The sequence below is a fragment of the Streptomyces sp. NPDC006463 genome (assembly GCF_042870715.1).
Lineage (GTDB): Bacteria > Actinomycetota > Actinomycetes > Streptomycetales > Streptomycetaceae > Streptomyces.
This window is the reverse complement of record NZ_JBIAHP010000002.1, coordinates 453,133-475,472: the sequence shown is the minus strand read 5'-3', so window position 1 is coordinate 475,472 and position 22,340 is coordinate 453,133. Positions and strand designations below refer to the sequence as shown.

Annotated in this window: 16 protein-coding genes; 8 read left to right on the top strand and 8 right to left on the bottom strand. The window is 71.7% G+C overall.

Annotated elements, in window-relative coordinates:
* Positions 1-41: 41 nt before the first annotated feature.
* Together ACFYOB_RS05960 and ACFYOB_RS05955 are read right to left on the bottom strand one after the other, a co-directional pair.
* Positions 42-1,088 carry a LacI family DNA-binding transcriptional regulator gene (locus ACFYOB_RS05960; protein ID WP_328925359.1) on the bottom strand — a complete coding sequence of 349 codons (1,047 nt, stop codon included), beginning with the start codon at positions 1,086-1,088 and terminating at the stop codon, positions 42-44.
* A gap of 26 nt (positions 1,089-1,114) precedes the next feature.
* Positions 1,115-2,725 carry a glycoside hydrolase family 13 protein gene (locus ACFYOB_RS05955; RefSeq protein ID WP_388555043.1) on the bottom strand — a complete coding sequence of 537 codons (1,611 nt, stop codon included), beginning with the start codon at positions 2,723-2,725 and terminating at the stop codon, positions 1,115-1,117.
* A 222-nt stretch (positions 2,726-2,947) separates the two neighbouring features.
* Here ACFYOB_RS05955 and ACFYOB_RS05950 point away from each other — a divergent pair, with 222 nt between their 5' ends.
* Genes ACFYOB_RS05950 through ACFYOB_RS05930 form a run of 5 tightly spaced genes read left to right on the top strand, consistent with a single transcriptional unit; the run spans position 2,948 to position 8,812 of the window.
* A complete protein-coding gene (locus ACFYOB_RS05950; RefSeq protein WP_388555041.1) occupies positions 2,948-4,222 on the top strand; it encodes an extracellular solute-binding protein in 1,275 nt (424 codons plus the stop codon).
* 7 nt (positions 4,223-4,229) lie between these two features.
* The gene (locus ACFYOB_RS05945; RefSeq protein ID WP_388555038.1) at positions 4,230-5,273 is read left to right on the top strand and encodes a carbohydrate ABC transporter permease; all 1,044 of its coding nucleotides are present in this window, start codon (positions 4,230-4,232) and stop codon (positions 5,271-5,273) included.
* A 2-nt stretch (positions 5,274-5,275) separates the two neighbouring features.
* Entirely contained in the window at positions 5,276-6,115 is an 840-nt protein-coding gene (locus tag ACFYOB_RS05940; RefSeq protein ID WP_328925355.1) for a carbohydrate ABC transporter permease, read from the top strand.
* A 46-nt stretch (positions 6,116-6,161) separates the two neighbouring features.
* On the top strand, positions 6,162-7,811 hold the full coding sequence (locus ACFYOB_RS05935; RefSeq protein ID WP_388555035.1) for a glycoside hydrolase family 13 protein: 1,650 nt from the start codon (positions 6,162-6,164) through the stop codon (positions 7,809-7,811).
* Entirely contained in the window at positions 7,808-8,812 is a 1,005-nt protein-coding gene (locus ACFYOB_RS05930; RefSeq protein WP_388555032.1) for a LacI family DNA-binding transcriptional regulator, read from the top strand. The genes ACFYOB_RS05935 and ACFYOB_RS05930 overlap by 4 nt, the downstream gene beginning before the upstream one ends.
* 184 nt (positions 8,813-8,996) lie before the next feature.
* Here the strand turns inward: ACFYOB_RS05930 and ACFYOB_RS05925 are convergent, their stop codons facing one another.
* Positions 8,997-9,440, bottom strand: a complete 444-nt coding sequence (locus ACFYOB_RS05925; RefSeq protein WP_388555600.1) for a VOC family protein — start codon at positions 9,438-9,440, stop codon at positions 8,997-8,999.
* Positions 9,441-9,590: 150 nt separating this feature from the next.
* Between ACFYOB_RS05925 and ACFYOB_RS05920 the strand changes: the two genes are divergently transcribed.
* Positions 9,591-11,294 carry a carbohydrate-binding module family 20 domain-containing protein gene (locus ACFYOB_RS05920; protein ID WP_388555029.1) on the top strand — a complete coding sequence of 568 codons (1,704 nt, stop codon included), beginning with the start codon at positions 9,591-9,593 and terminating at the stop codon, positions 11,292-11,294.
* Between the two features lie 94 nt (positions 11,295-11,388).
* Positions 11,389-16,740, top strand: a complete 5,352-nt coding sequence (gene pulA, locus ACFYOB_RS05915) for a pullulanase-type alpha-1,6-glucosidase (protein ID WP_388555026.1) — start codon at positions 11,389-11,391, stop codon at positions 16,738-16,740.
* Here pulA and ACFYOB_RS05910 read toward each other — a convergent pair.
* Both ACFYOB_RS05910 and ACFYOB_RS05905 read right to left on the bottom strand, forming a co-directional pair.
* Positions 16,727-17,263: a GNAT family N-acetyltransferase gene (locus ACFYOB_RS05910; protein WP_388555023.1), complete on the bottom strand. Its 537-nt coding sequence runs from the start codon at positions 17,261-17,263 to the stop codon at positions 16,727-16,729. The genes pulA and ACFYOB_RS05910 overlap by 14 nt on opposite strands.
* 42 nt (positions 17,264-17,305) lie before the next feature.
* On the bottom strand, positions 17,306-18,022 hold the full coding sequence (locus tag ACFYOB_RS05905) for a TetR/AcrR family transcriptional regulator (protein ID WP_388555021.1): 717 nt from the start codon (positions 18,020-18,022) through the stop codon (positions 17,306-17,308).
* 147 nt (positions 18,023-18,169) lie between these two features.
* Between ACFYOB_RS05905 and ACFYOB_RS05900 the strand changes: the two genes are divergently transcribed.
* Entirely contained in the window at positions 18,170-18,352 is a 183-nt protein-coding gene (locus ACFYOB_RS05900) for a hypothetical protein (RefSeq protein WP_388555018.1), read from the top strand.
* A gap of 18 nt (positions 18,353-18,370) precedes the next feature.
* Here ACFYOB_RS05900 and ACFYOB_RS05895 read toward each other — a convergent pair whose 3' ends face one another.
* The 3 genes from ACFYOB_RS05895 to ACFYOB_RS05885 are packed head-to-tail and all read right to left on the bottom strand — an operon-like array spanning position 18,371 to position 22,274.
* Positions 18,371-19,414 (bottom strand): PDR/VanB family oxidoreductase, encoded by a 1,044-nt coding sequence (locus ACFYOB_RS05895; RefSeq protein ID WP_388555016.1) that lies wholly within the window; start codon positions 19,412-19,414, stop codon positions 18,371-18,373.
* Positions 19,411-20,307 (bottom strand): metal-dependent hydrolase, encoded by an 897-nt coding sequence (locus ACFYOB_RS05890; RefSeq protein WP_388555013.1) that lies wholly within the window; start codon positions 20,305-20,307, stop codon positions 19,411-19,413. Before ACFYOB_RS05890 ends, ACFYOB_RS05895 begins: the two co-directional genes overlap by 4 nt.
* Before the next feature lie 53 nt (positions 20,308-20,360).
* Complete coding sequence (locus ACFYOB_RS05885; protein WP_388555011.1) at positions 20,361-22,274, bottom strand: hypothetical protein; 1,914 nt, start codon at positions 22,272-22,274, stop codon at positions 20,361-20,363.
* Between the last annotated feature and the right edge of the window lie 66 nt (positions 22,275-22,340).

Sequence of the window (22,340 nt, the reverse complement as noted above, 5' to 3'; positions counted from 1 at the left end):
CGCCTTCGATCATCCCTCGGGACGGTCTTCGGCGCCTCCGCTCAGACCTGCGGACTAGTACGCCCCCGAGCCTGCCCGGGGCCGGAGGCCGTCGAGCCGCGGACCACCAGTTCGGGCAGGAAGACGAACTCGCTGTGCGGGGCCGGCGTACCGCCGATCTCCTCCAGCAGGGTCCGGACCGCCGCCTGCCCCATGGCCTGGACCGGCTGCCGGATGGTGGTGAGCGGCGGATCGGTGAACGCTATGAGAGGGGAGTCGTCGAAGCCGACCACCGACACGTCCTGCGGAACCCTCAGTCCCTGCTGCCGGGCGGCCCGGATCGCGCCGAGCGCCATCATGTCGCTCGCGCACACCACCGCCGTGCAGCCCCGCGAGATCAGCGCGGTCGCGGCCGCCTGGCCGCCCTCCAGGGAGTAGAGGGAGTGTTGGATCAGCTCTTCGGTCTCGGCCTCGTCGAGCCCGAGCCGCTCCTTCATCCCGAGCCGGAAGCCCTCGATCTTGCGGACCACCGGTACGAAGCGCTTCGGCCCGACCGCCAGGCCGATCCGGGTGTGCCCCAGGGCGGCCAGGTGGGTCACGGCGAGCTGCATCGCGGCCCGGTCGTCGGGGGAGACGAAGGGGGCCTGCACCTTGTCGGAGAAGCCGTTGATGAGGACGTACGGGACGCCCTGGCCGCGGAGTTGGTCGTAGCGGCCCATGTCGGCCGTCGTGTCGGCGTGCAGACCGGAGACGAAGATGATGCCGGAGACCCCGCGGTCGACCAGCATCTCGGTCAGTTCGTCCTCGGTGGACCCGCCGGGCGTCTGCGTGGCCAGTACGGGCGTGTACCCCTGCCGGGTCAGGGCCTGGCCGATGACCTGGGCGAGCGCCGGGAAGATGGGATTGTCCAGCTCGGGGGTTATCAGGCCGACGAGTCCCGCGCTGCGCTGGCGCAGCCGTACGGGCCGTTCGTAGCCGAGCACGTCGAGCGCGGCCAGCACGGATTCACGGGTGCCGGCGGCCACACCGGGCTTGCCGTTGAGCACGCGGCTGACTGTGGCTTCGCTGACCCCCGCCTGGGCTGCGATGTCGGCAAGCCGTGCGGTCACGGGATTGGACTGTACCGGTCGCACGTTTAAATTGCCCACCAGGTGCACGAATCCGCCGGAAGACGGACGGTGCGCCCGTCCGTCTCCACCGGCGCGCTGGAGAGTACGGGGCGTCCGGGGGCGGGGAGTTCGACCGCGGCGGCCCGGGTGTTGAGGGTGCAGGCGAAGCCGGGCCGGGTGAAGAGGAGTACGTCCTCGGGTGCGGTCAGCCAGGTCAGCGGGCCCGCGTCGGGAGAGCCGAGGCCCGGCAGCGCGCGGCGCAGTTCCAGGGCGGCCCGGTAGAGCTCCAGGGTGGAGTGCGGGTCGCCGGTCTGGGCGGCGACGCTCAGGTCGCCCCAGCCGGCGGGCTGCGGCAGCCAGCTGCCGGCCGGCCCGAATCCGTAGGGCGGCTCCGCGCCGGACCAGGGGAGCGGCACCCGGCAGCCGTCGCGCAGCCCGTCCTGTCCGGCGGTACGGAGGAAGGCCGGGTCCTGGCGGACGGCGTCGGGGAGGTCGGTCACCTCCGGCAGGCCCAGCTCCTCGCCCTGGTAGACGTACGCCGAGCCGGGCAGCGCCAGCATCAGCAGCGCGGCCGCCCGCGCCCGGTCCAGGCTGCCGTACCGGGTCCGGTGCCGTACGACGTCGTGGTTGGACAGCACCCACGTGGTCGGCGCACCCACCGAGGCGGTGGCGGCCAGCGACTCGTCGATCACGGTCCGCAAGGTGGTGGTGTCCCACCGGCAGTTCAGGAACCGGAAATTGAAGGCCTGGTGCAGTTCGTCGGGGCGGACGTAGAGGGCGAGCCGCTCGGAGGTCGGGGCCCAGGCCTCGGCGACGCCGATGCGCGGGCCCTCGTAGGAGTCGAGGAGCCGGCGCCAGGAGCGGAGGATCTCGTGGACCCCGTCCTGGTCGAAGAAGGGGAGCGGCTCGGTGCCGATGAGGGTGGCCTGCGCGCCGTGGCCGATGTCGGGCAGGCCCGGGGCCTTGACCATGCCGTGGGCGACGTCGACGCGGAAGCCGTCGACGCCGAGGTCGAGCCAGAAGCGCAGGACGGAGGTGAACTCGGCGGCGACCTCGGGGTGGTCCCAGTCCAGGTCGGGCTGCTGGGGGGCGAAGAGGTGCAGGTACCACGCGCCGTCCGCGACGCGGGTCCAGGCCGGGCCGCCGAAGACGGACTCCCAGTCGTTCGGGGGCGCGGCGCCGCCGGGCCCGCGGCCGGGGTGGAAGTGGTAGCGCTCCCGCATCCCCGGATCCCCGGCGAGGGCGGCCCGGAACCAGGGGTGCTGCTCGGAGGTGTGGTTCGGGACCACGTCGACGATGACCCGCAGTCCCAGCGCGTGGGCGGCGCGGACGAGCTCGTCGGCGTCGGAGAGGTCGCCGAAGAGCGGGTCGACGGCCCGGTAGTCGGCGACGTCGTAGCCGCCGTCCGCCTGGGGGGACACGTAGAAGGGGGTGAGCCACACGGCGTCGACCCCGAGCCGGGCCAAGTGGGGGAGCCGCTCGCGCACCCCGCGCAGGTCCCCGACGCCGTCCCCGTCACTGTCCGCGAAGGACCGTACGTACACCTGATAGATGACGGCATCGCGCCACCAGCCGCCGCTTGCGGTGGCCTTGCTGGAAGCGCTTGCAAGCCGGGACGCGGTCAGCTCATGGGTCATATAGGGGTCAACGCGAGCACATGCCCCCTGGTTGCGGGCCTGAACAGTCGAAGGTGACTCGAACTAACAGCAAGCTGCGGCAACCGTCCGGACACACGGATGTAACGATCAGGGCCTCTTGCAGAAAATTGCCGCAAGCTCTTTCGGACGGCTTTCAGTCTTGTTACGTTCCTGGCAACTCAGGACCGCGAGGGCGCGGCCGGGATCATCGAAGGAGTTCATATGCGGCGTGGCATAGCGGCCACCGCGCTGGTCGCGACCCTGGCGCTCGCGGCGACGGCTTGCGGTGGTGACACCAAGGACGACGGTGCTGAGACCAAGGCCGGCGGCGAGCTTTCCGGCACGGTCACCTGGTGGGACACCTCGAACGACGCCGAGAAGGCGAGCTTCCAGAAGATCGCCGAGGCGTTCACCGCGAAGCACCCGAAGGTGACCGTCAAGTACGTCAACGTCCCGTACGGCGACGCGCAGAACAAGGTCAAGAACGCCTTCAGCAGCGGTTCCGACGCCCCCGACGTGATCCGCGCCGACGTCGGCTGGGTCGCCGACTTCGCCTCGCTGGGCTACCTCGACGAGGTGCCGGCCGAGGCCGCGAAGAAGGTCGACACCGATTTCCTGCCGCAGGCCGCGGCCAGCGCCAAGTTCGAGGGCAAGACCTACGCCGTGCCGCAGGTCATCGACACCCTCGGCCTCTTCTACAACAAGAAGATGCTTGCCGACGCCGGTGTCCAGCCCCCCAAGACGCTGGAGGAGCTGAAGACCGCCGCCGCGGCCATCAAGGCGAAGTCCGGCAAGGCCGGGCTCTACCTGCGCGGCGACGACTCCTACTGGTTCCTCCCGCTGATCTACGGCGAGGGCGGCGACCTGGTCGACGCGAAGGGCAAGACCGTCACCGTCGACAACGCGGCGGGCGTCAAGGCCTTCAAGACCGCCCGTGACCTGGTCACCTCCGGCGCGGCGGTCACCAACGCCACGGACGGCTACACCAACATGCAGACGGCCTTCAAGTCCGGTGAGGCCGCCATGATGATCAACGGTCCGTGGGCGGTCGCCGACACCTACGCGGGCGACCAGTTCAAGGACAAGGCCAACCTCGGCGTCGCCGCCGTCCCGGCCGGCTCGGTCAAGGCCGGTGCCCCGCAGGGCGGCCACGACCTCGGCGTCTACGCCGGTTCCAAGAACCGCGCCGCCGCGCACGCCTTCGTCGACTACATGACCTCGCAGGAGGTCCAGGTGCAGTCGGCCAAGGAGCTGAGCCTGCTCCCGACCCGCACTGCCGCCTACGAGCAGCCGGACGTCAAGGGCAGCGAGATGGTGCAGTTCTTCAAGCCGGCCGTGGACAAGGCCGTCGAGCGCGCCTGGATCCCGGAGAACGGCTCCCTCTTCGAGCCGCTGAAGGTCGAATACACCAAGGCGATCACCGGGGCGTCGAGCCCCGAGGACGCGGCCAAGGCGGCCGGTGTCGAGTTCCGCAAGATCCTCAAGGGCTGGAAGTAACTAAACCATGGCTGCTCACACCAGCCAGTCGGTGGCGAAGGCCGCGGGCGACGACGTCGAGAACGACGCCGCCGCCCGCGGCCTGAGCCGCAGGACTGACAGCGACAGCGCCCGCAACGGCAGGCGCCCCGGACTGAGGCACGCCCTCGCCACCCACTGGTACGCCTGGGCCATGGTCGCCCCGGTGGTGCTCGTCCTCGGCGTGATCATCGGCTGGCCGCTCGTCCGCGGCGTCTACCTGTCGCTGACCGACGCCAACGAGCGCAACGTCGCCCGCACCATCGGCGCGCGTCACATCGAGGCCTCGTACGAGTTCGTCGGACTCGACAACTACGCGGCCGTGCTCGGCGACCCGGTGTTCCTGCAGCGGCTGGTGTGGACGGTGGTGTGGACCGTCGCGTGCGTGTCCATCACCTTCACCCTCGGCCTGGTCCTGGCCAACATGCTCAACCGGGACTTCCGGGGCCGCGCCGCCTACCGGATGGCGCTCATCCTGCCCTGGGCCGTCCCCGGCTTCGTCTCGGTCTTCGCCTGGCGGTTCCTCTTCAACCGCGACAACGGCATCCTCAACAAGATCCTCGACGGTGGCGGCATCGCCGCCGTCCCGTGGCTCGACGACCCGACCTGGGCCAAGTTCTCGGTCGTCGCCGTCAACGTCTGGCTCGGCGTCCCCTTCATGATGGTCGCCCTCCTCGGCGGACTGCAGTCCATCCCCGGTGAGCTCTACGAAGCCGCCGAGATGGACGGCGCGAGCGCCTGGCAGCGGTTCCGGCACATCACGCTGCCCGGGCTGCGCGCGGTGAGCATGACGGTGATCCTGCTCTCCACCATCTGGACCTTCAACATGTTCCCGGTGATCTTCCTGCTCACCCGCGGCGGACCCGGTGACTCCACCGAGATCCTGGTGACGCAGGCCTTCCGCGAGGCGTTCATCGCGAGCCCGCGCGACTTCGCCGGTTCCGCGACCTGGGGCGTGCTGATCCTCGCCCTGCTCATGATCTTCGCGCTGGTCTACCGGCGCTCGCTGCGCAAGCAGGGAGAGGTGTGGTGACCATGACCACCCGCACTCGGGGCGCCCGCGCCCCGCTCGCCTCCGTCGGCCTGCACCTCACGCTGCTCGTCGCGTCCGTCATCGCCGTCTTCCCGGTGCTGTGGATCCTGCTGACCTCGCTCAAGCCCGCCGAGTACGCGGTCACCACGGACTTCGTCAAGGAACCGAGCCTCGGCAACTACACGTACCTGCTGGAGTCGAGCCACTTCCTCAGCTGGTTCGCCAACTCCGTCCTGGTCGCCGGCGTCACCACCGTCCTCGGTGTGTTCATCGCCGCCACCACCGGATACGCGGTCAGCCGGTTCAAGTTCCCCGGCATGAAGCCGCTCATGTGGACCCTGCTCATCACGCAGATGTTCCCCATGGCGATCCTCATCGTGCCGCTCTACAACCTGATGGGCGACCTCGGCCTGCTCAACCAGCCGATCGGTCTGATCATCACCTACCTCACCATCGCCGTGCCGTTCTGCGCCTGGATGATGAAGGGCTTCTTCGACACCATCCCGGTGGAGATCGACGAATCCGGCCGCGTCGACGGGCTCAACCCCTTCGGCACCTTCTGGCGGCTCATCCTGCCGCTGGCCAAGCCCGGCCTCGCCGTCACCGGCTTCTACGCCTTCATCACCGCCTGGGGCGAAGTCGCGTACGCCTCAGCCTTCATGGTCGGCGAGGAGAACCTCACCCTGGCCGGCGGACTGCAGACCTTCGTCACGCAGTACACCTCCAACTGGGGTGCGATGAGCGCCGCCTCGGTGCTCATCGCCATCCCCGCGGCGATCTTCTTCGTTTTCGCCCAGCGTCACCTCGTCGCCGGAATGACCGCAGGCGCCACCAAGGGCTGACCTCCCTGCCTGCCCACCTTTTCGGCCCGATCTCTCCAAGGACGACATGACCCAGCACCTCGCCGACGCACTTCACACCTCCAGCGGCACCCTGCCCGGCTGGTGGAGAGAAGCGGTGATCTACCAGGTCTATCCGCGCAGTTTCGCCGACTCCAACGGGGACGGCATGGGGGACCTCGAAGGCATCCGCAGCCGCCTGCCCTACCTCAAGGAACTGGGTGTCGACGCCGTCTGGCTGAGCCCCTTCTACGCCTCCCCGCAGGCCGACGCGGGCTACGACGTCGCCGACTACCGGGCCATCGACCCCATGTTCGGCACCCTGCACGACGCCGACGCCGTGATCCGCGAGGCCCACGAACTGGGTCTGCGCATCATCGTCGACCTCGTCCCGAACCACTGCTCCGACCAGCACGAATGGTTCAAGCAGGCCCTGCGCGAAGGCTCCGGTTCCCGGCTGCGGGAGCGCTTCCACTTCCGTCCCGGCAAGGGCGAGAACGGCGAACTGCCGCCCAACGACTGGGAGTCGATCTTCGGTGGGCCCGCCTGGACCCGGGTCGCGGACGGGGAGTGGTACCTGCACCTCTTCGCACCCGAGCAGCCCGACTTCAACTGGGAGCACCCGGCCGTCCAGGACGAGTTCCGCTCCATCCTGCGCTTCTGGCTCGACCTCGGCGCCGACGGCTTCCGCGTCGACGTGGCCCACGGCCTGGTCAAGGCGCCCGGTCTGCCCGACCTCGGTGCCAAGGACCAGCTCAAGCTGCTCGGCAACGACGTCATGCCCTTCTTCGACCAGGACGACGTCCACGAGATCTACCGCTCCTGGCGCCGGATCCTCGACGAGTACGAGGGCGACCGCGTCCTGGTCGCCGAGGCATGGACCCCGACCGTCGAGCGCACCGCCCGCTACGTCCGGCCCGACGAGATGCACCAGGCGTTCAACTTCCAGTACCTGACGGCTGACTGGGACGCGGACGCACTGCGCGAGGTCATCGACGGCTCCCTGGCCGCGATGCGCCCCGTCGGCGCCCCCACCACCTGGGTGCTGTCCAACCACGACGTCACCCGGCACGCCACCCGCTTCGCCAACCCCGCCGGCCTCGGCACGCAGCTGCGCGAGCCCGGCGACCGCGAGCTCGGTCTGCGGCGGGCCCGAGCGGCGACCCTGCTGATGCTGGCGCTGCCCGGTTCGGCGTACGTCTACCAGGGCGAGGAACTCGGCCTGCCCGACGTCACCGACCTGCCGGACGAGGTCCGCCAGGACCCGTCGTTCTTCCGCGCGGCGGGACAGGACGGCTTCCGCGACGGCTGCCGGGTCCCCATCCCGTGGTCGGGTACGCAGGCCCCGTACGGCTTCGGCACCGGCGGCAGCTGGCTCCCGCAGCCGGACTCCTGGGCGGAGCTGAGCGTGGAGGCGCAGACCGGCGACCCGTCCTCCACCCTGGAGCTGTACCGGACCGCCCTGCGGCTGCGCCGCGAGCGCCCGGACCTGGGCGCGGGCGAGTCGGTGGACTGGCAGGACGCTCCCGCCGGCGTCCTGGTCTTCCGCCGCGGGGACTTCCTCTGCACCGCCAACACCACCGGCACGGCGGTACGGTTCCCCGTCGCCGGCGAGGCCCTGCTGTCCAGCGGCGAGGCGGTCGAGGACGGCGTGCTGCCGGCCGACACCACGGTGTGGTGGCAGGTGACGTCGGGGTGACCTCCCCCCTCCGGCTGACGGACATCGCCGCGCAGGCCCAGGTCAGCGAGGCGACCGTCAGCCGCGTGCTCAACGGCAAGTCGGGCGTGGCGGCCGGCACCCGGCACAAGGTGCTGGCCGCGCTCGACCTGCTGGGTTACGAGCGGCCCGTACGGCTGCGGCGGCGCAGCAACGGCCTGGTGGGCCTGCTGATCCCGGAGCTCACCAACCCGATCTTCCCGGCGTTCGCGCAGGTCATAGAGCAGGCGCTGGCCGGGCACGGGTACACGCCCGTGCTGTGCACGCAGACCCCGGGCGGGGCCACCGAGGACGAGTTGGTGGAGCAGCTGGAGGAGCGCGGGGTCACGGGGATCGTGTTCCTGTCGGGGCTGCACGCGGACTCGCACGCGGATCCGGCGCGCTACCAGCGGCTGGCCGCCCGTGGCACGCCCTTCGTGCTGATCAACGGCTTCAACGAGCAGATCAGCGCGCCGTTCGTCTCCCCGGACGACCGGGCGGCGGCGGACATGGCGGTACGGCACCTGGAGGACCTGGGCCACCGGCGGATCGGCCTGGCGATCGGGCCGACGCGGTACGTGCCCTCGGCCCGCAAGGAGCAGGGCTTCGTCGCGGCCCGTCCTTCGGCGGATGCCGAGGGGCTGATCCAGCGGACGCTGTTCACGGTGGAGGGCGGTCACGCGGCGGGGATCGCCCTGCTGGACCGGGGCTGCACGGGCATCGTGTGCGGCAGCGACCCGATGGCGCTGGGTGTCATCCGCGCGGCGCGCGAGCGGGGGCTGCGGGTGCCGGAGGACGTCTCGGTGGTCGGCTTCGACGACTCGCCGCTGATCCCGTTCACGGACCCGCCGCTGACGACGGTGCGCCAGCCCGTACGGGCGATGGCGACGGCGGCGGTGGGCGCGCTGCTGGAGGCGGTGGGCGGCACCCCCGTCCAGCGCACGGAGTACGTCTTCCAGCCGGAGCTGGTGGTCAGGGGCTCGACGGCCCAGGCCCCGGCGTAGGCCTGGCCCTGGCCCTTGCAGGGGCGGGGCCGGGGCCGGGGCCGGGGTGGGGCGCCGGCCGGGGCTGCGTGATTTATGGCGCCCTGGGCCGGGCTTGGGCCCTTGCGGGCCTGGTCGGCGCCACAAATCACGTTTTACGTCCCGGCCGACACCCCACCCGGTGCCCGCCCCCGGGCGGTCCGCGTCAGACCACGCAGAACTCGTTGCCCTCGGGGTCCTGGAGCACGACCGCGTAGTGCGGCATCTCCGGCTCGTCCATGATCCGCAGGATGGTGGCGCCGGCCGCGGTGACCCGCTCCACCGTGGCCGTGACCCGCTCCTTGCGCAGGGCGATGTCCACGTCCCGCCCGCCGCCGACCTTCAGGTCGAGGTGGAGGCGGTTCTTGACGGTCTTCGGCTCGGGGACCTGCTGGAACCAGATGCGCGGGCCGCGGCCCTCCGGGTCGACGATCGACTCCGGGGTCTCCCCGGCGTCCTCGCCCAACTCCTCCGGGGGCACGCCCATGTCCTGCCAGTAGGCACGCCAGGTCGCGTGCCCGGCGGGCGGGGGCTCCGGCACGTACCCGAGGGCTCCGGTCCAGAAGGCCACCATCCGCCGGGGGTCCGCGCAGTCGATCGTCAGCTGCATCTCCATGGGCCCAGGGTGGCAGCCACCACTGACAACACCCGGGGGCCACCTTCGCGAAACAATTCTGCAATCTCTTGCGCAAGGTCTTGCAGGGCTGGGGCGCGGCACCTACGGTCGCCACAATCCCCCCTCTCCGCCAGGAGGACCCACATGCCCCGCCCCCACAGAGCAGCCGCCCTCGCGGCCCTGGCCGTCGCAGCGGCCACCCTCACCGCGCAAGCACCGCAGGCCGCCGCCACGCCTCCCGGCGACAAGGACGTCACCGCCGTCCTCTTCGAGTGGAAGTTCGACTCCGTCGCCCGGGCCTGCACCGACACCCTCGGCCCCGCCGGATACGGCTACGTCCAGGTCTCGCCTCCCCAGGAGCACATCCAGGGCTCCCAGTGGTGGACCTCGTACCAGCCCGTCAGCTACAAGATCGCCGGCCGGCTCGGCGACCGGACCGCCTTCAAGGGCATGGTCGACACCTGCCACGCCGCCGGAGTGAAGGTCGTGGCCGACTCCGTCATCAACCACATGGCCGCCGGTGACGGGACGGGGACGGGCGGGAGTTCGTACACGAAGTACAACTACCCCGGCGTCTACTCCGGTTCCGACATGGACGACTGCCGCGCCACCATCTCGAACTACCAGGACCGTGCCAACATCCAGAACTGCGAGCTCGTCCAGCTCGCAGACCTCGACACCGGCGAGGACTACGTACGCGGAAAGATCGCCGGCTACCTCAACGACCTGTCCTCCCTCGGCGTCGACGGGTTCCGGATCGACGCCGCCAAGCACATGCCCGCCGCCGACCTCGCCAACATCAAGTCCCGGCTGACGAACCCCGGCGTCTACTGGAAGCAGGAGGCGATCTACGGAGCGGGCGAGGCCGTCTCGCCGAGCGAGTACCTCGGCAACGGGGACGTGCAGGAGTTCCGCTACGCCCGCGACCTCAAGCGGGTCTTCCAGAACGAGAACCTCGCCTACCTGAAGAACTTCGGCGAGGCCTGGGGCCACATGCCCTCCGCCCAGTCGGCCGTCTTCGTCGACAACCACGACACCGAGCGCGGCGGGGACACCCTCAACTACAAGAACGGCTCGGACTACACCCTCGCCAGCGTGTTCATGCTGGCCTGGCCCTACGGCTCCCCGGACGTCCACTCCGGCTACGAGTGGACCGACAAGGACGCCGGTCCGCCGAACGGCGGCTCGGTGAACGCCTGTTACGCGGACGGCTGGAAGTGCCAGCACGCCTGGCGGGAGATCTCCTCCATGGTCGGCTTCCGCAACGCGGCCCGCGGGCAGTCCGTCACCGACTGGTGGGACAACGGCGGCGACCAGATCGCCTTCGGGCGGGGCTCCAAGGCGTACGTGGCGATCAACCACGAGGGCTCGGCCCTGACCCGCACCTTCCAGACCTCCCTCGCGGCGGGCGACTACTGCGACGTGCAGAACAACCGTACGGTCACGGTCAACTCCGGCGGCCAGTTCACCGCCACCCTCCCCGCCGGGACGGCCGTCGCCCTGCACACGGGTGCCCGTACCTGCTCCGGCGGCTCGACCCCGCCGCCGACGGCCACCAGCGGGGCCTCCTTCGCCGTCACCGCGACCACCGTCCCGGGCCAGAACATCTACGTCACCGGCGACCGCGCAGAGCTCGGCTCCTGGAACACCGCGGGCGCCCTCAAGCTCGACCCGGCGGCCTACCCCGTCTGGAAGCTCGACGCCACCCTCCCGGCCGGCACCACCTTCGCGTACAAGTACGTCCGCAAGGACGCCGCGGGCAACGTCACCTGGGAGAGCGGAGCCAACCGCACCGCCACCGTCCCCGCGAGCGGCAAGGTCACGCTGGCCGATACCTGGCGCAACTGAGCCGCCGCTCCACAGACCAGGGCCGCCCGGCACCATCGTCCCTGCCACGCCGGGCGGCCCTCATCCCTGCGACACGTACACAAGGAGAACCGCCTTGATACGCCCTGCCGCAGGAGTGCTCGCCGCCGTCCTGGCCGTGACGCTCCTGCCCGCCCTCCCCGCCGCGGCCTCGGCCGCCGCGCAGGCGCCCGCGCCGCCCTCGGACGTGAAACTGGCCGCCGAACCGGCCCGGCACGACCTGACCCGGGACCAGTTCTACTTCGTGCTCCCGGACCGGTTCGCGAACGGCGACCCGGGCAACGACCGGGGCGGCCTGACCGGCTCCCGCCTGCAGACCGGCCTGGACCCGACGGACAAGGGCTTCTACCAGGGCGGTGACCTCAAGGGGCTGACCGACCGGCTCGACTACATCAAGGGGCTCGGCACCACTGCCATCTGGATGGCGCCGATCTTCAAGAACCAGCCGGTGCAGGGCAAGGGGACCGACGTCTCCGCCGGTTACCACGGCTACTGGATCACCGACTTCACCCAGGTCGACCCGCACTTCGGTACCAACGCGGACCTGGAGCGGCTGATCGACAAGGCGCACGGGAAGGGGATGAAGGTCTTCTTCGACGTCATCACCAACCACACCGCCGACGTCGTGGACTACCGGGAGGCGTCCTACTCGTACCTGTCGAAGGGGGCGTTCCCGTATCTGACGAAGGACGGCGTGCCCTTCGACGACAAGGACTACGCGGGAGGCAAGGGGAAGTTCCCGAAGGTGGACGGCACGTCCTTCCCGAGGACCCCCTTCGTGCCGGACGCGAAGAAGAACGCCAAGGTCCCCGCCTGGCTCAACGACCCGACGATGTACCACAACCGGGGCGACTCCACCTTCGCCGGCGAATCCTCCGACCAGGGCGACTTCTTCGGCCTCGACGACCTGTGGACCGAGCGCCCCGAGGTCGTCAGCGGGATGGAGAAGATCTACGAGAAGTGGGTCGAGGACTTCCGCATCGACGGCTTCCGCATCGACACGGTCAAGCACGTCAACACCGAGTTCTGGACGCAGTGGGCGACCGCCCTCGACACGTACGCCGCCAAGCGCGGCCGCGACGACTTCTTCATGTTCGGCGAGGTCTACTCCGCCGACACCGCGGTCACCTCCCCGTACGTGACGCGCGGGCGCCTCGACGCCACCCTCGACTTCCCGCTCCAGGACGCGATCCGCTCGTACGCCTCCCAGGGCGCGGGAGCCGGCCGGCTGGGCTCCGTCCTCGCAGACGACTACCGGTACACCTCCGGCAAGGCGAACGCCTACGAGCAGGTGACCTTCCTCGGCAACCACGACATGGGCCGCTTCGGCACCTTCCTGAAGCAGGACCGGCCGGGCGCGGGGGAGCAGGAACTGCTCGACCGCTACCGGCTGGCCAACGAGCTGATGTTCTTCTCCCGGGGCAATCCGGTGATCTACTCCGGTGACGAGCAGGGCTTCACCGGCGCGGGCGGCGACAAGGACGCCCGCCAGCCCCTCTTCGCCACGCAGGTCGCCGACTACCTGGACGACGACCAGCTCGGAACGGCGCGCACCCACGCGAGCGACGCTTACGATCCGGGTCACCCGCTCTACCAGCAGATCAGTGCTCTCTCGAAGCTGACCAAGGCCCACCCGGCCCTGCGTGACGGCGTCCAGAGCGAGCGCCTCGCCGACGGCTCCGTCTACGCCTTCGCCCGCACGGACACGCGCAGCCGCACCGAGTACCTGGTCGCCGCCAACAACGCGGCCGAGTCCCGGACCGTCGAGATCGACGCCCCGGCGGGCGCCCAGTACCGCACCCTCTACGGCGGCACCGCGCTGATCCGCGCCTCCGCGGCCGGCAAACTCACCGTCGTCGTCCCCGCCTTCGGCTCGGTGGTGCTCCAGGGCACCGCCCCGCTCGCGGCCCCCGCCGCCAAGCCCGCCCTGACCCTCAAGGCCCCGGCCCCGGGCGCCACCGGCACCGTCGAGCTCACCGCGGACGTCTCCGGCGGCGGCCTGAACCGGGTCGTCTTCGCCGCGCAGACCGGCACCGACAAGTGGCAGGTCCTCGGCTCCGCCGACCACGCCCCGTACAAGGTCACCCAGCACGTCACCGCCCCGGCAGGCACCGCCCTGCGCTACAAGGCCGTCGTCGTCGACTCCGCGGGCCGGACCGCGAGCGCCCTCGCCGCGTCCACCGCCGGGCAGGCCCCGCCCCCCGAGGTCCCCACCGCCACCCAGCGCGACTACGCGGTCGTCCACTACAACCGCCCCGACGGCGACTACACCAACTGGCGCCTCTACGCCTGGGGCGACCTCGCCGAGGGCGAAGCCACCGACTGGCCCGCCGGGCACGACTTCACCGGCCGCGACGCCTACGGGGCCTTCGCCCACGTCAGGCTGAAGCCCGGCGCCTCCTCCGTCGGCTACCTCGTCATCGACAAGGACGGCAACAAGGACGTCGGCGCCGACCGCACCATCGACGTGACGAAGACCGGCGAGATCTGGCTGGAGCAGGGCAAGGAGCCCGCCCGCACCGACCGCCCCGCCTACCCGCCGCAGGACACGGCGAAGGCCGTCCTGCACTACCAGCGCCCCGACGGCGCCTACGACGGCTGGGGCCTGCACGTCTGGACCGGCGCCGCGAACCCCACCGACTGGTCCAAGCCGCTGCTGCCGACCCGTACCGACTCCTACGGCGCGGTGTACGAGGTCCCGCTCGCCGCCGGTGCGACCTCCCTGAGCTACATCCTCCACAAGGGTGACGAGAAGGACCTCCCCACCGACCAGTCCCTGGACCTGAAGGCCACCGGCCACGAGGTGTGGATGCTCGGCGGCAAGGAGAAGTACCTGCTGCCGCAGCCCGCGGGCGCCGGCGCCGCCCTCGACCTGACCAAGGCCCAGGCCGTCTGGATCGACCGCGACACCCTCGCCTGGAACGCCCCCGCGGCCGCCGCCTCCGCCCAGCTCCTCGCCTCCCGCGAAGGCGCCGTCAAGGCCGAGAACGGCACCCTGACCGGCCGGGCCCAGTGGCTGCGGCTGACCCGGTCCGAGCTCACCGCCGCGCAGAAGCAGAAGTTCCCGCACCTGGCCGCGTACACCGCCTTCACCGTCGACCCCCGCGACCGGGACCGCGTCCGCGAAGCCCTGCGCGGCCAGCTCGTCGCGAGCGCCCGCGCCGCCAACGGGGCCGTCCTCGCCGCCACCGGCGTACAGCTCGCCGGGGTCCTGGACGACCTGTACGCGACGAACACCCCGCTCGGCCCCGTCTTCAAGGACGGCCGCCCCACCCTCTCCGTCTGGGCGCCGACCGCCCAGCAGGTCGCCCTCGAACTCGACGGCCACACCGTCGCCATGCGCCGCGACGACGCGACAGGCGTCTGGTCGGTGCGCGGCGAACGCTCCTGGACCGGGAAGCCCTACCGCTACGCCGTCACCGTCTGGGCGCCCAGCACCGGGCAGGTGGTCCGCAACCTCGTCACCGACCCGTACTCCACCGCCCTGACCACCGATTCCACCCACAGCCTGGCCGTCGACCTCGCCGACCCGAAGCTCGCCCCGCCCGGCTGGCGGCAGCTGCGCAAGCCCGCGCCGGTGCCCTTCACCTCCGCGCAGATCCAGGAGCTGCACATCCGCGACTTCTCCGTCGCGGACCGCACCAGCACCCACCCCGGGCAGTACCTGGCCTTCACGGACACCGGCTCGGCGGGCATGCGGCACCTGCGCGACCTGGCCGCCGCCGGAACCTCGTACGTCCACCTGCTGCCCGCCTTCGACATCGGCACGATCCCGGAGAAGCCCGGGGACCGCACCGAGCCCGCGTGCGACCTGAAGGCGTACGCGCCGGACTCGCAGGAGCAGCAGGCCTGCGTGGCCGCCGCGGCCGCGAAGGACGGCTACAACTGGGGCTACGACCCGCTGCACTACACCGTCCCCGAGGGCAGCTACGCGAGCGACCCGAACGGCACGGCCCGTACGGTCGAGTTCCGCAGGATGGTCCAGTCGCTGAACGGGGCCGGGCTGCGCACGGTGATGGACGTCGTCTACAACCACACGGTGGCGTCCGGGCAGTCGGACAAGTCCGTACTGGACCGCATCGTGCCCGGCTACTACCAGCGCCTGCTGGCCGACGGCAGCGTCGCCACCTCCACGTGCTGCTCCAACACCGCCCCCGAGAACGCCATGATGGGCCGCCTCGTCGTGGACTCCGTCGTCACCTGGGCGAAGGAGTACAAGGTCGACGGCTTCCGCTTCGACCTGATGGGCCACCACCCGAAGGCCAACATCCTGGCCGTCCGCAGGGCCCTCGACGAGCTGACCGTCGCCAAGGACGGAGTCGACGGCAAGAAGATCGTCCTCTACGGCGAGGGCTGGAACTTCGGCGAGGTCGCCGACGACGCCCGCTTCGTACAGGCCACGCAGAAGAACATGGCCGGCACCGGCATCGCCACCTTCTCCGACCGGGCGCGCGACGCGGTCCGCGGCGGCGGCCCCTTCGACGAGGACCCGCGCGTCCAGGGCTTCGCCTCCGGCCTGTTCACGGCGCCGAACGGATCCCCGGCCAACGGCACCCCGGCCGAGCAGAAGGCCCGCCTCCTGCACGACCAGGACCTGATCAAGGTCGGCCTGTCCGGCAACCTCGCCTCGTACTCCTTCACCGACACCGCCGGCCGCCGGATCAAGGGCTCCGAGCTCGACTACAACGGCGCCCCGGCCGGCTACGCGGCCGCCCCCGGCGACGCCCTCGCCTACGCGGACGCCCATGACAACGAGACCCTCGCCGACGCCCTGACCTACAAACTGCCGCCGGCCACCACCTCACAGGACAAGGCCCGGATGCAGGTCCTGGCCCTGGCGACGGCCGCGCTCTCCCAGGGACCGGCGCTCTCCCAGGCGGGTACGGACCTGCTCCGCTCCAAGTCCCTGGACCGCAACTCCTACGACAGCGGGGACTGGTTCAACGCCATCCACTGGGACTGCCGAGCCGGAAACGGCAACGGCTTCGGCCGCGGCCTGCCCCCGGCCGCCGACAACGCCTCGAAGTGGCTGTACGCGAAGCCCCTGCTGACGGGGCCGGCCCCGGCGTGCGCGGACATCGACGGCACCTCGGCCGCCTACCGCGACCTGCTGAAGATCCGCACCACCGAACCGGAGTTCGCCCTCACCACGGCGGAGGCGGTCCAGTCGCGGCTGGCCTTCCCCCTCTCGGGCAAGGACGAGACCCCGGGCGTGATCACCATGACCCTGGGCGACCTGGTGGTGGTCTTCAACGCCACCCCGACCGCCCAGGCCCAGCGCGTTCCCGCCCTCGCGGGCACCGCCTACACCCTGCACAAGCTCCAGGCGGCGGGCTCCGACGCCACGGTCAAGCGGTCCGCCTACGACAAGACGACAGGAGAGTTCACCGTCCCCGCCCGCACCGTCTCGGTCTTCACACGACGCTGAGCCGGTCGAGCCGCTTCTCCAGCAGGATCACCCCGTAGACCCTGCCGTCCTTCCCCACCTTGTTGGGGAGCTCCCCGACCACCCGGTAGCCCGCACCCTGGTAGTACGCGAGCAGCCGGGGGTTGGTGGAGACGCAGTCCAGCCGCGCCCGCTCCCGGCCGGTCCTGGCGATCCGCCGCTCGGCGTGTTCGAGCAGGCGCCGCCCGGCCCCGGCGGGCGCGGTCTGGCGCTCCACCATCAGCCGGTGCACGTACCCGGCGACCGGCGGCTGGACGCCCCAGGCCTCCTCGTCGGACCACCACAGTTCGTACGCCCCGACCACCCGCCCGTCGCAGTCCCCGCCGAGCCACACCTCGCCGTCGCCCATCCGCGCACGGAAGTGGGCGGCGTCCTTGTCACCGGGCTTCCACTGGTCTATCCCGTTGGCCCGCATCCACCGGGCGGCCTGGTCGTACAGCGTCACCAGGGTGCCGGCGTCCTTCTCCACGGCCGGCCGGAACAAGATCCCGTCGTCAATGATCACGCGAGCATTATCGGTGATCATGACCGGCCGCCGGAGGCGGGATCACCGCGGTCCGGGCACCCCGCTCGGAACGAGCGCACCGAGCCGCCCGACCAGCTCCCCGAAGGGCCCGTCGGCAGGCTCGTGGACCAGGATCCTTCCGAGGATTCCCGCCATCTCCTCGTCGTACGCGGCGCTCACGGCGGCCAGCGCGGCGAAGTCGTGCACCAGCTGCAACTCCAGCTCGGACCGCGGGATCTTCCGCCCGTCCAGCCAGATCAGCGCGGTGGACTCGGCGAGCGACACCCAGGACCGCACGACGAGTTCCATCCGGGCCGGCGGGTCGTCGACGCCGATGCCCAGGTGCGCGAGGATCTGCTCGTACGCCGCCTGCCGGACCTCGTCGATCATGGCGTTGGTCTGGCTGCTCCCCACGGCGGGACCGCCGCGCATCAACGCGGAGAAGCCCGGGCCGTGTTCGTCGACGAAGGAGAAGAACCGCCCCATCACCCGCAGCAGCCGGGCCCCGAGCGGTCCCTCCCGGGGCTCGACGAACCGCAGCGCCAGCTCGTCGGCGGCCCGCCGCAGCGCGGCCTCGTACAGGCTGAGCTTGCCCGGAAAGTAGTGGTAGACGAGCGGCCGCGATATCCCCGCGGCCGCCGCGATCTCGTCGATCGACACATCGTCGGGGGACCGGTTGCTGAACAGCTCCAGGGCAACCCCGATCAGCTGCTGCCGCCGCTCCTCGACACCCATCCTGCGCCGCACCCCGGTTGTCATGCGGACACCCTACTTCCACTCTCCCCACCCCCCACCAGGGCGCCGTCCCCCGAACCGGCGGCCGGGGCCAGCCGGAGGCCTTGCCCGAGCGGACCCGGAAGCGGCCGTCCTCCCCGGTGCGGGTGGGGGCGGCCGCTTGCTGCTCTCGTGGCGCTGGCGCGCCCAAGCGGCGCCTGGGAGAACGTGACGCTGGAGCCGTTCCTGGAGGCGGGGGCGGCCTGGCTGGGCGCCCTGCCCCACGTCTGGCGGAATCAGCAGCTGGAGATGCCGGCGCAGCCGGACTGGGAGTTGGTCGGGAACATGGTGATGGCCGCCCGGATCTACGAGTAGGGGAGCCGACGACAGGGGCTAGAGGTCCAGGGTGAGGTGGGCGCCCTTCGCGCGGGAGACGCACAGGAGCATCGAGTCCTCGCGTTCCTGGTCCGTGAGGAGGTCGTCGCGGTGGTCCACCTCGCCCGACAGGACGCGGTGTTGGCAGGTGCCGCAGAAGCCCTGTTGGCAGGAGTACGGGGTGTCGGGGAGGGCGCGGCGGACCGCCGCCAGGGTGGTTTCCGCCGCGCCGACCTCCAGGGTGCGGCCCGAGCTGTGGAGTTCGACCGTGAAGGCCCGGGCCGGGCCGGGGGCCGCCGGGGTGAAGCGTTCCAGGTGGACCGGGACACCGGAAGGGACCGCGGCCGTGACGGCGTGCATCAGGGGTTCCGGGCCGCAGCAGTAGACCAGTGTGCCCGGCCGGGGCGCCGAGAGCGAGGACAGGTCCGGGAGGCCCACCTCGTCCTGCGGGAGGAGCACGACCCGGTCGCCGTGGAGGGCGAGTTCGGGCAGGAAGGGCATCGACGCGCGCGAGCGGCCCCCGTACAGGAGGGTCCAGTCGGCGCCCGCCGCCGTGGCCGCCCGGAGCATAGGCAGGATCGGGGTGATGCCGATGCCGCCTGCCACGAAGACGTACGAGGCCGCCGGGACCAGCTCGAAGCGGTTGCGCGGCGGCCGCAGTTCCAGCTCGGCGCCCTCGACCAGCTGCGCGTGCGCCTCGCGCGAGCCGCCGCGGCCGTCCTCGACCAGCCGGATCGCGATCCTGTACGTGCCGCTGTCCGCCGGGTCGCCGCACAGCGAGTACTGGCGGACCAGACCGGAGGGCAGGGTGACGTCCACGTGCGCGCCCGGGGTCCACGCCGGGAGCTCGGGCGACTGGAGGGTCAGCTCCAGCACGCCCAGCGCAGGCTCCGTACGGGAGACGATCAGCGCGCGCAGCGGGCGGCGCGGCGAGTAGCCCGAGACCGGGGTCTCCAGGGCCGGCAGCGGCCAGAGCGGGGACTTCCCGATGCGGCCGTGCAGGGCCCGCTTCGCCGCCCAGGCCGCCCCCGCGAACGCCGCGACCGTCAGGGCGCGCCTCACGCCTTCACCCCGCCGTTCGCACCGGGGGACGAGGCGAGGTAGGCCACCGCCTGGGCCGTGCAGCCTTCCTGCGAGGGGTGGTACGTCCGGGAGAGGTACTTCGGTATGGACTTCAGCATCGCGCCCGTGGACGGGAGCACGCCCTGCCGTCCGGCCCGGAAGAACTGCCCGAAGGAGGCCTTGCCGTCCACCAGGTGCGGGTCGTTCTCCATGAAGAAGCGGACACCGCGCTGCCAGAGGAAGACCAGCGCCGAGAAGCCGGTCGCCCAGGTCCGGGCGCGGCGCCGGTAGTTGCCGTCCACGTGCATGAAGAGGTCGAAGGCCACCGAGCGGTGCTCGACCTCCTCCGCGCCGTGCCAGCGCAGCAGGTCCAGCATGGTGGGGTCGGCGCCCCGCCGGTCCAGCTCGTCGGCGTTCAGCACCCAGTCGCCCAGGAACGCCGTGTAGTGCTCGATCGCCGCGATCATCGCGACGCGCTCCATCAGCCACCAGTGCCGGGCCCGGCCCGGCGGCAGGGTCCGGTCGCCCAGCAGCTTCTCGAAGAGCCAGTCCACCTGAGCCGTGTACGGGGTCGGGTCGAGCCCGAGCCGCTTCAGGTGGGGGAGCACGTCGTCGTGCGCGGCGGCGTGCATGGCCTCCTGGCCGATGAAGCCGACGACGTCCGCGCGCAGCCGCTCGTCCTCGATGTACGGGAGCACCTGCTTGTAGACGTGCACGAACCACCGCTCACCCGCGGGGAGCAGCAGGTGCAGCACATTGATCATGTGCCCGGCGAACGGGTCGTCGGGCAGCCAGTGGAGCGGGGTGTCCTCCCAGCCGAAGGACACGTTCCGGGGCTTCAGGTCTATGTGTTCCGACGCCACGGGGACGGGCGCGAGCGGCCTATTAGACATGGCGTCAATGTACTGATGGGTACAGGCGAGGAAAACCCCTCTGCCGCCACTTCCTAACGCAGGACCCCCGCCTTCGTCCCGTCCGTGAGCTTGCCCGACAGGTCGACCTGCGCCCCCGCCGGCGCCTTGACCGCCAGCCGGTTCCCGTTTGCGGCCCCGCTCACCCCGCCGCCCGACACCGACAGCGAGGCGAACTGCGCACTGCCCGCCGCGAGTACGTACCACTGGCCCGCGCGGGACTTCCACAGCACGCCCGCCAGCACCCGCGGCTCCCGCGGACCGCACGCCGGCGACCCCTCCGACGTGGCCGCCTGCGCGGCGAGCGGAGCGCCCGGCGCGAGGAACTGCGCCTGCACCCGGTCCGCCGCGCCCTGCCAGGTCTCGGCCCGCGTGCACAGCCAGGCCGCCGTCCCGTCGCCCTCGGGCAGCGGCTGCTTGGCGTACGTCCAGGCGTTGACCGTACGGACCCCGTGCGAGCGCACCGAGGGCAGCAGGCAGGCGATCCTGGACCAGTCCCCGAGCTCCGCGGCCTCCGTCACATCGCGCTCGGCACCCGGCGCGCCCGAGGTGAGCCGGGCCGGGGTCAGCTCGCCGAGGTCGGTGATCAGCCGGGTGGCGCCGTCCCCCGTCAGGGCGAGGGCGTTCCAGCTGGTGCAGCTGCCCGCCGGGGCCGGGCCCGGCACCGGCGGAGTGACCCCGTCCGGGGCCGTCTTGAGCGGCGCGGGAGCCTGGCCCGGCTTGAGCAGGTCCCGCAGGGCCGCGCCGGTGACCCAGGGCGCCGTCAGATAGCGGACGTTGCCGTCGACCCGGCTGAGCACCAGGGCGGTCGCGGTGTCCGCCGAGGCCCCGTCGGTCCGGGCGAAGTCGAGGGCGGCGCCGGTGGCTGCGGCGCGCGGTTCGGCGTACCGGACCACCCGCAGACCGTCGTAGAACAGCACCACGACCGCCTGGTCGACGACGCCCGCGAACAGCAGCTGCGCCGGTCCCATGGGCGGACCGGCGGGGGTGCCCGGGGTGGCCGAGACGACCACCGAGGAGCCGGGCCGGGCCCAGACGGCCAGCGCCCGGCGCAGCAGTTCGGCGTCGTCGGCGCGGTCGCCGCGGGCGGGCCAGGCGGAGAAGTCCGTACGGGAGGAGGTACGCCAGAGCGTGGCCGCTGCCCGGACCAGCTTCCCCGGATCCAGGGCCTGTTCGGCCACGGCGTTACGGGCGTACGGCGGGGCGGCGGCCCCGTCCGAGCCCCAGCCCCCGCCGGGCAGCGCGAGCAGCGCCCCGCACACGGCGAGGGCGGCCCCGGCGGCGAGGGCGGCCCGCGCGAGCCGGCGCCGGCGCAGCAGGTCGGTGGGCCGGGCCTGGAGCACGCACGGGTCGAACTCGGGGGAGGCGAACAGGGAGTCGTTCGCCGGATCCCCCGATTCCAGAACCGCGGCGGCCGGGTCGGCGACCCCGGCCTCGTCGAGCACCCGGAGCACCTCCGGCTCCGACAGCCGTTCCAGGGCCCGCAGGACGCAGGCGGCGCGGCCGGGCCCGCCGAGGGTGGCCAGCCACTGGTCGAGGGCGAGCTCCTCGGCCCCGCCGGACCGGGGGAACAGCCGCAGCCCCCACACCTGCGGCAGCACGGGCGGGAGCTGCGCGCGCCGGGGCAGGGCGCGGAACGTCAGCGGAACCCCGGCCTCCAGCGCGGCCCGCAGCACGCGCAGCCTGACGTACGCGTACCCGGCGTCACCCTCGCCGCCGCGCTGGCCCGGTACCCCGCCCCGCACGGCCGCCGCCGCGTCCCGCCGCCCGCGCGGCAGCGCCCGCTGGACCAGCGAATGGGCGGTGAGCACCCGCCGGTTGCGGCCGAGAGAGGGCGGCAGCACCAGATAGGCGAGCCGCACGAGCCGCGGGTAGTGCTCGACGATGGCGGCCTCGGCCTGCTCGACATCGGGAGACAGGGGGCGGGTGGCGGTATCCGGCGCAGTCACATTCAGCAGAACGAGGGAATCGTCGGATGGTCACCCGTCTGTGGCACACCCTCACCCGGCTACCAC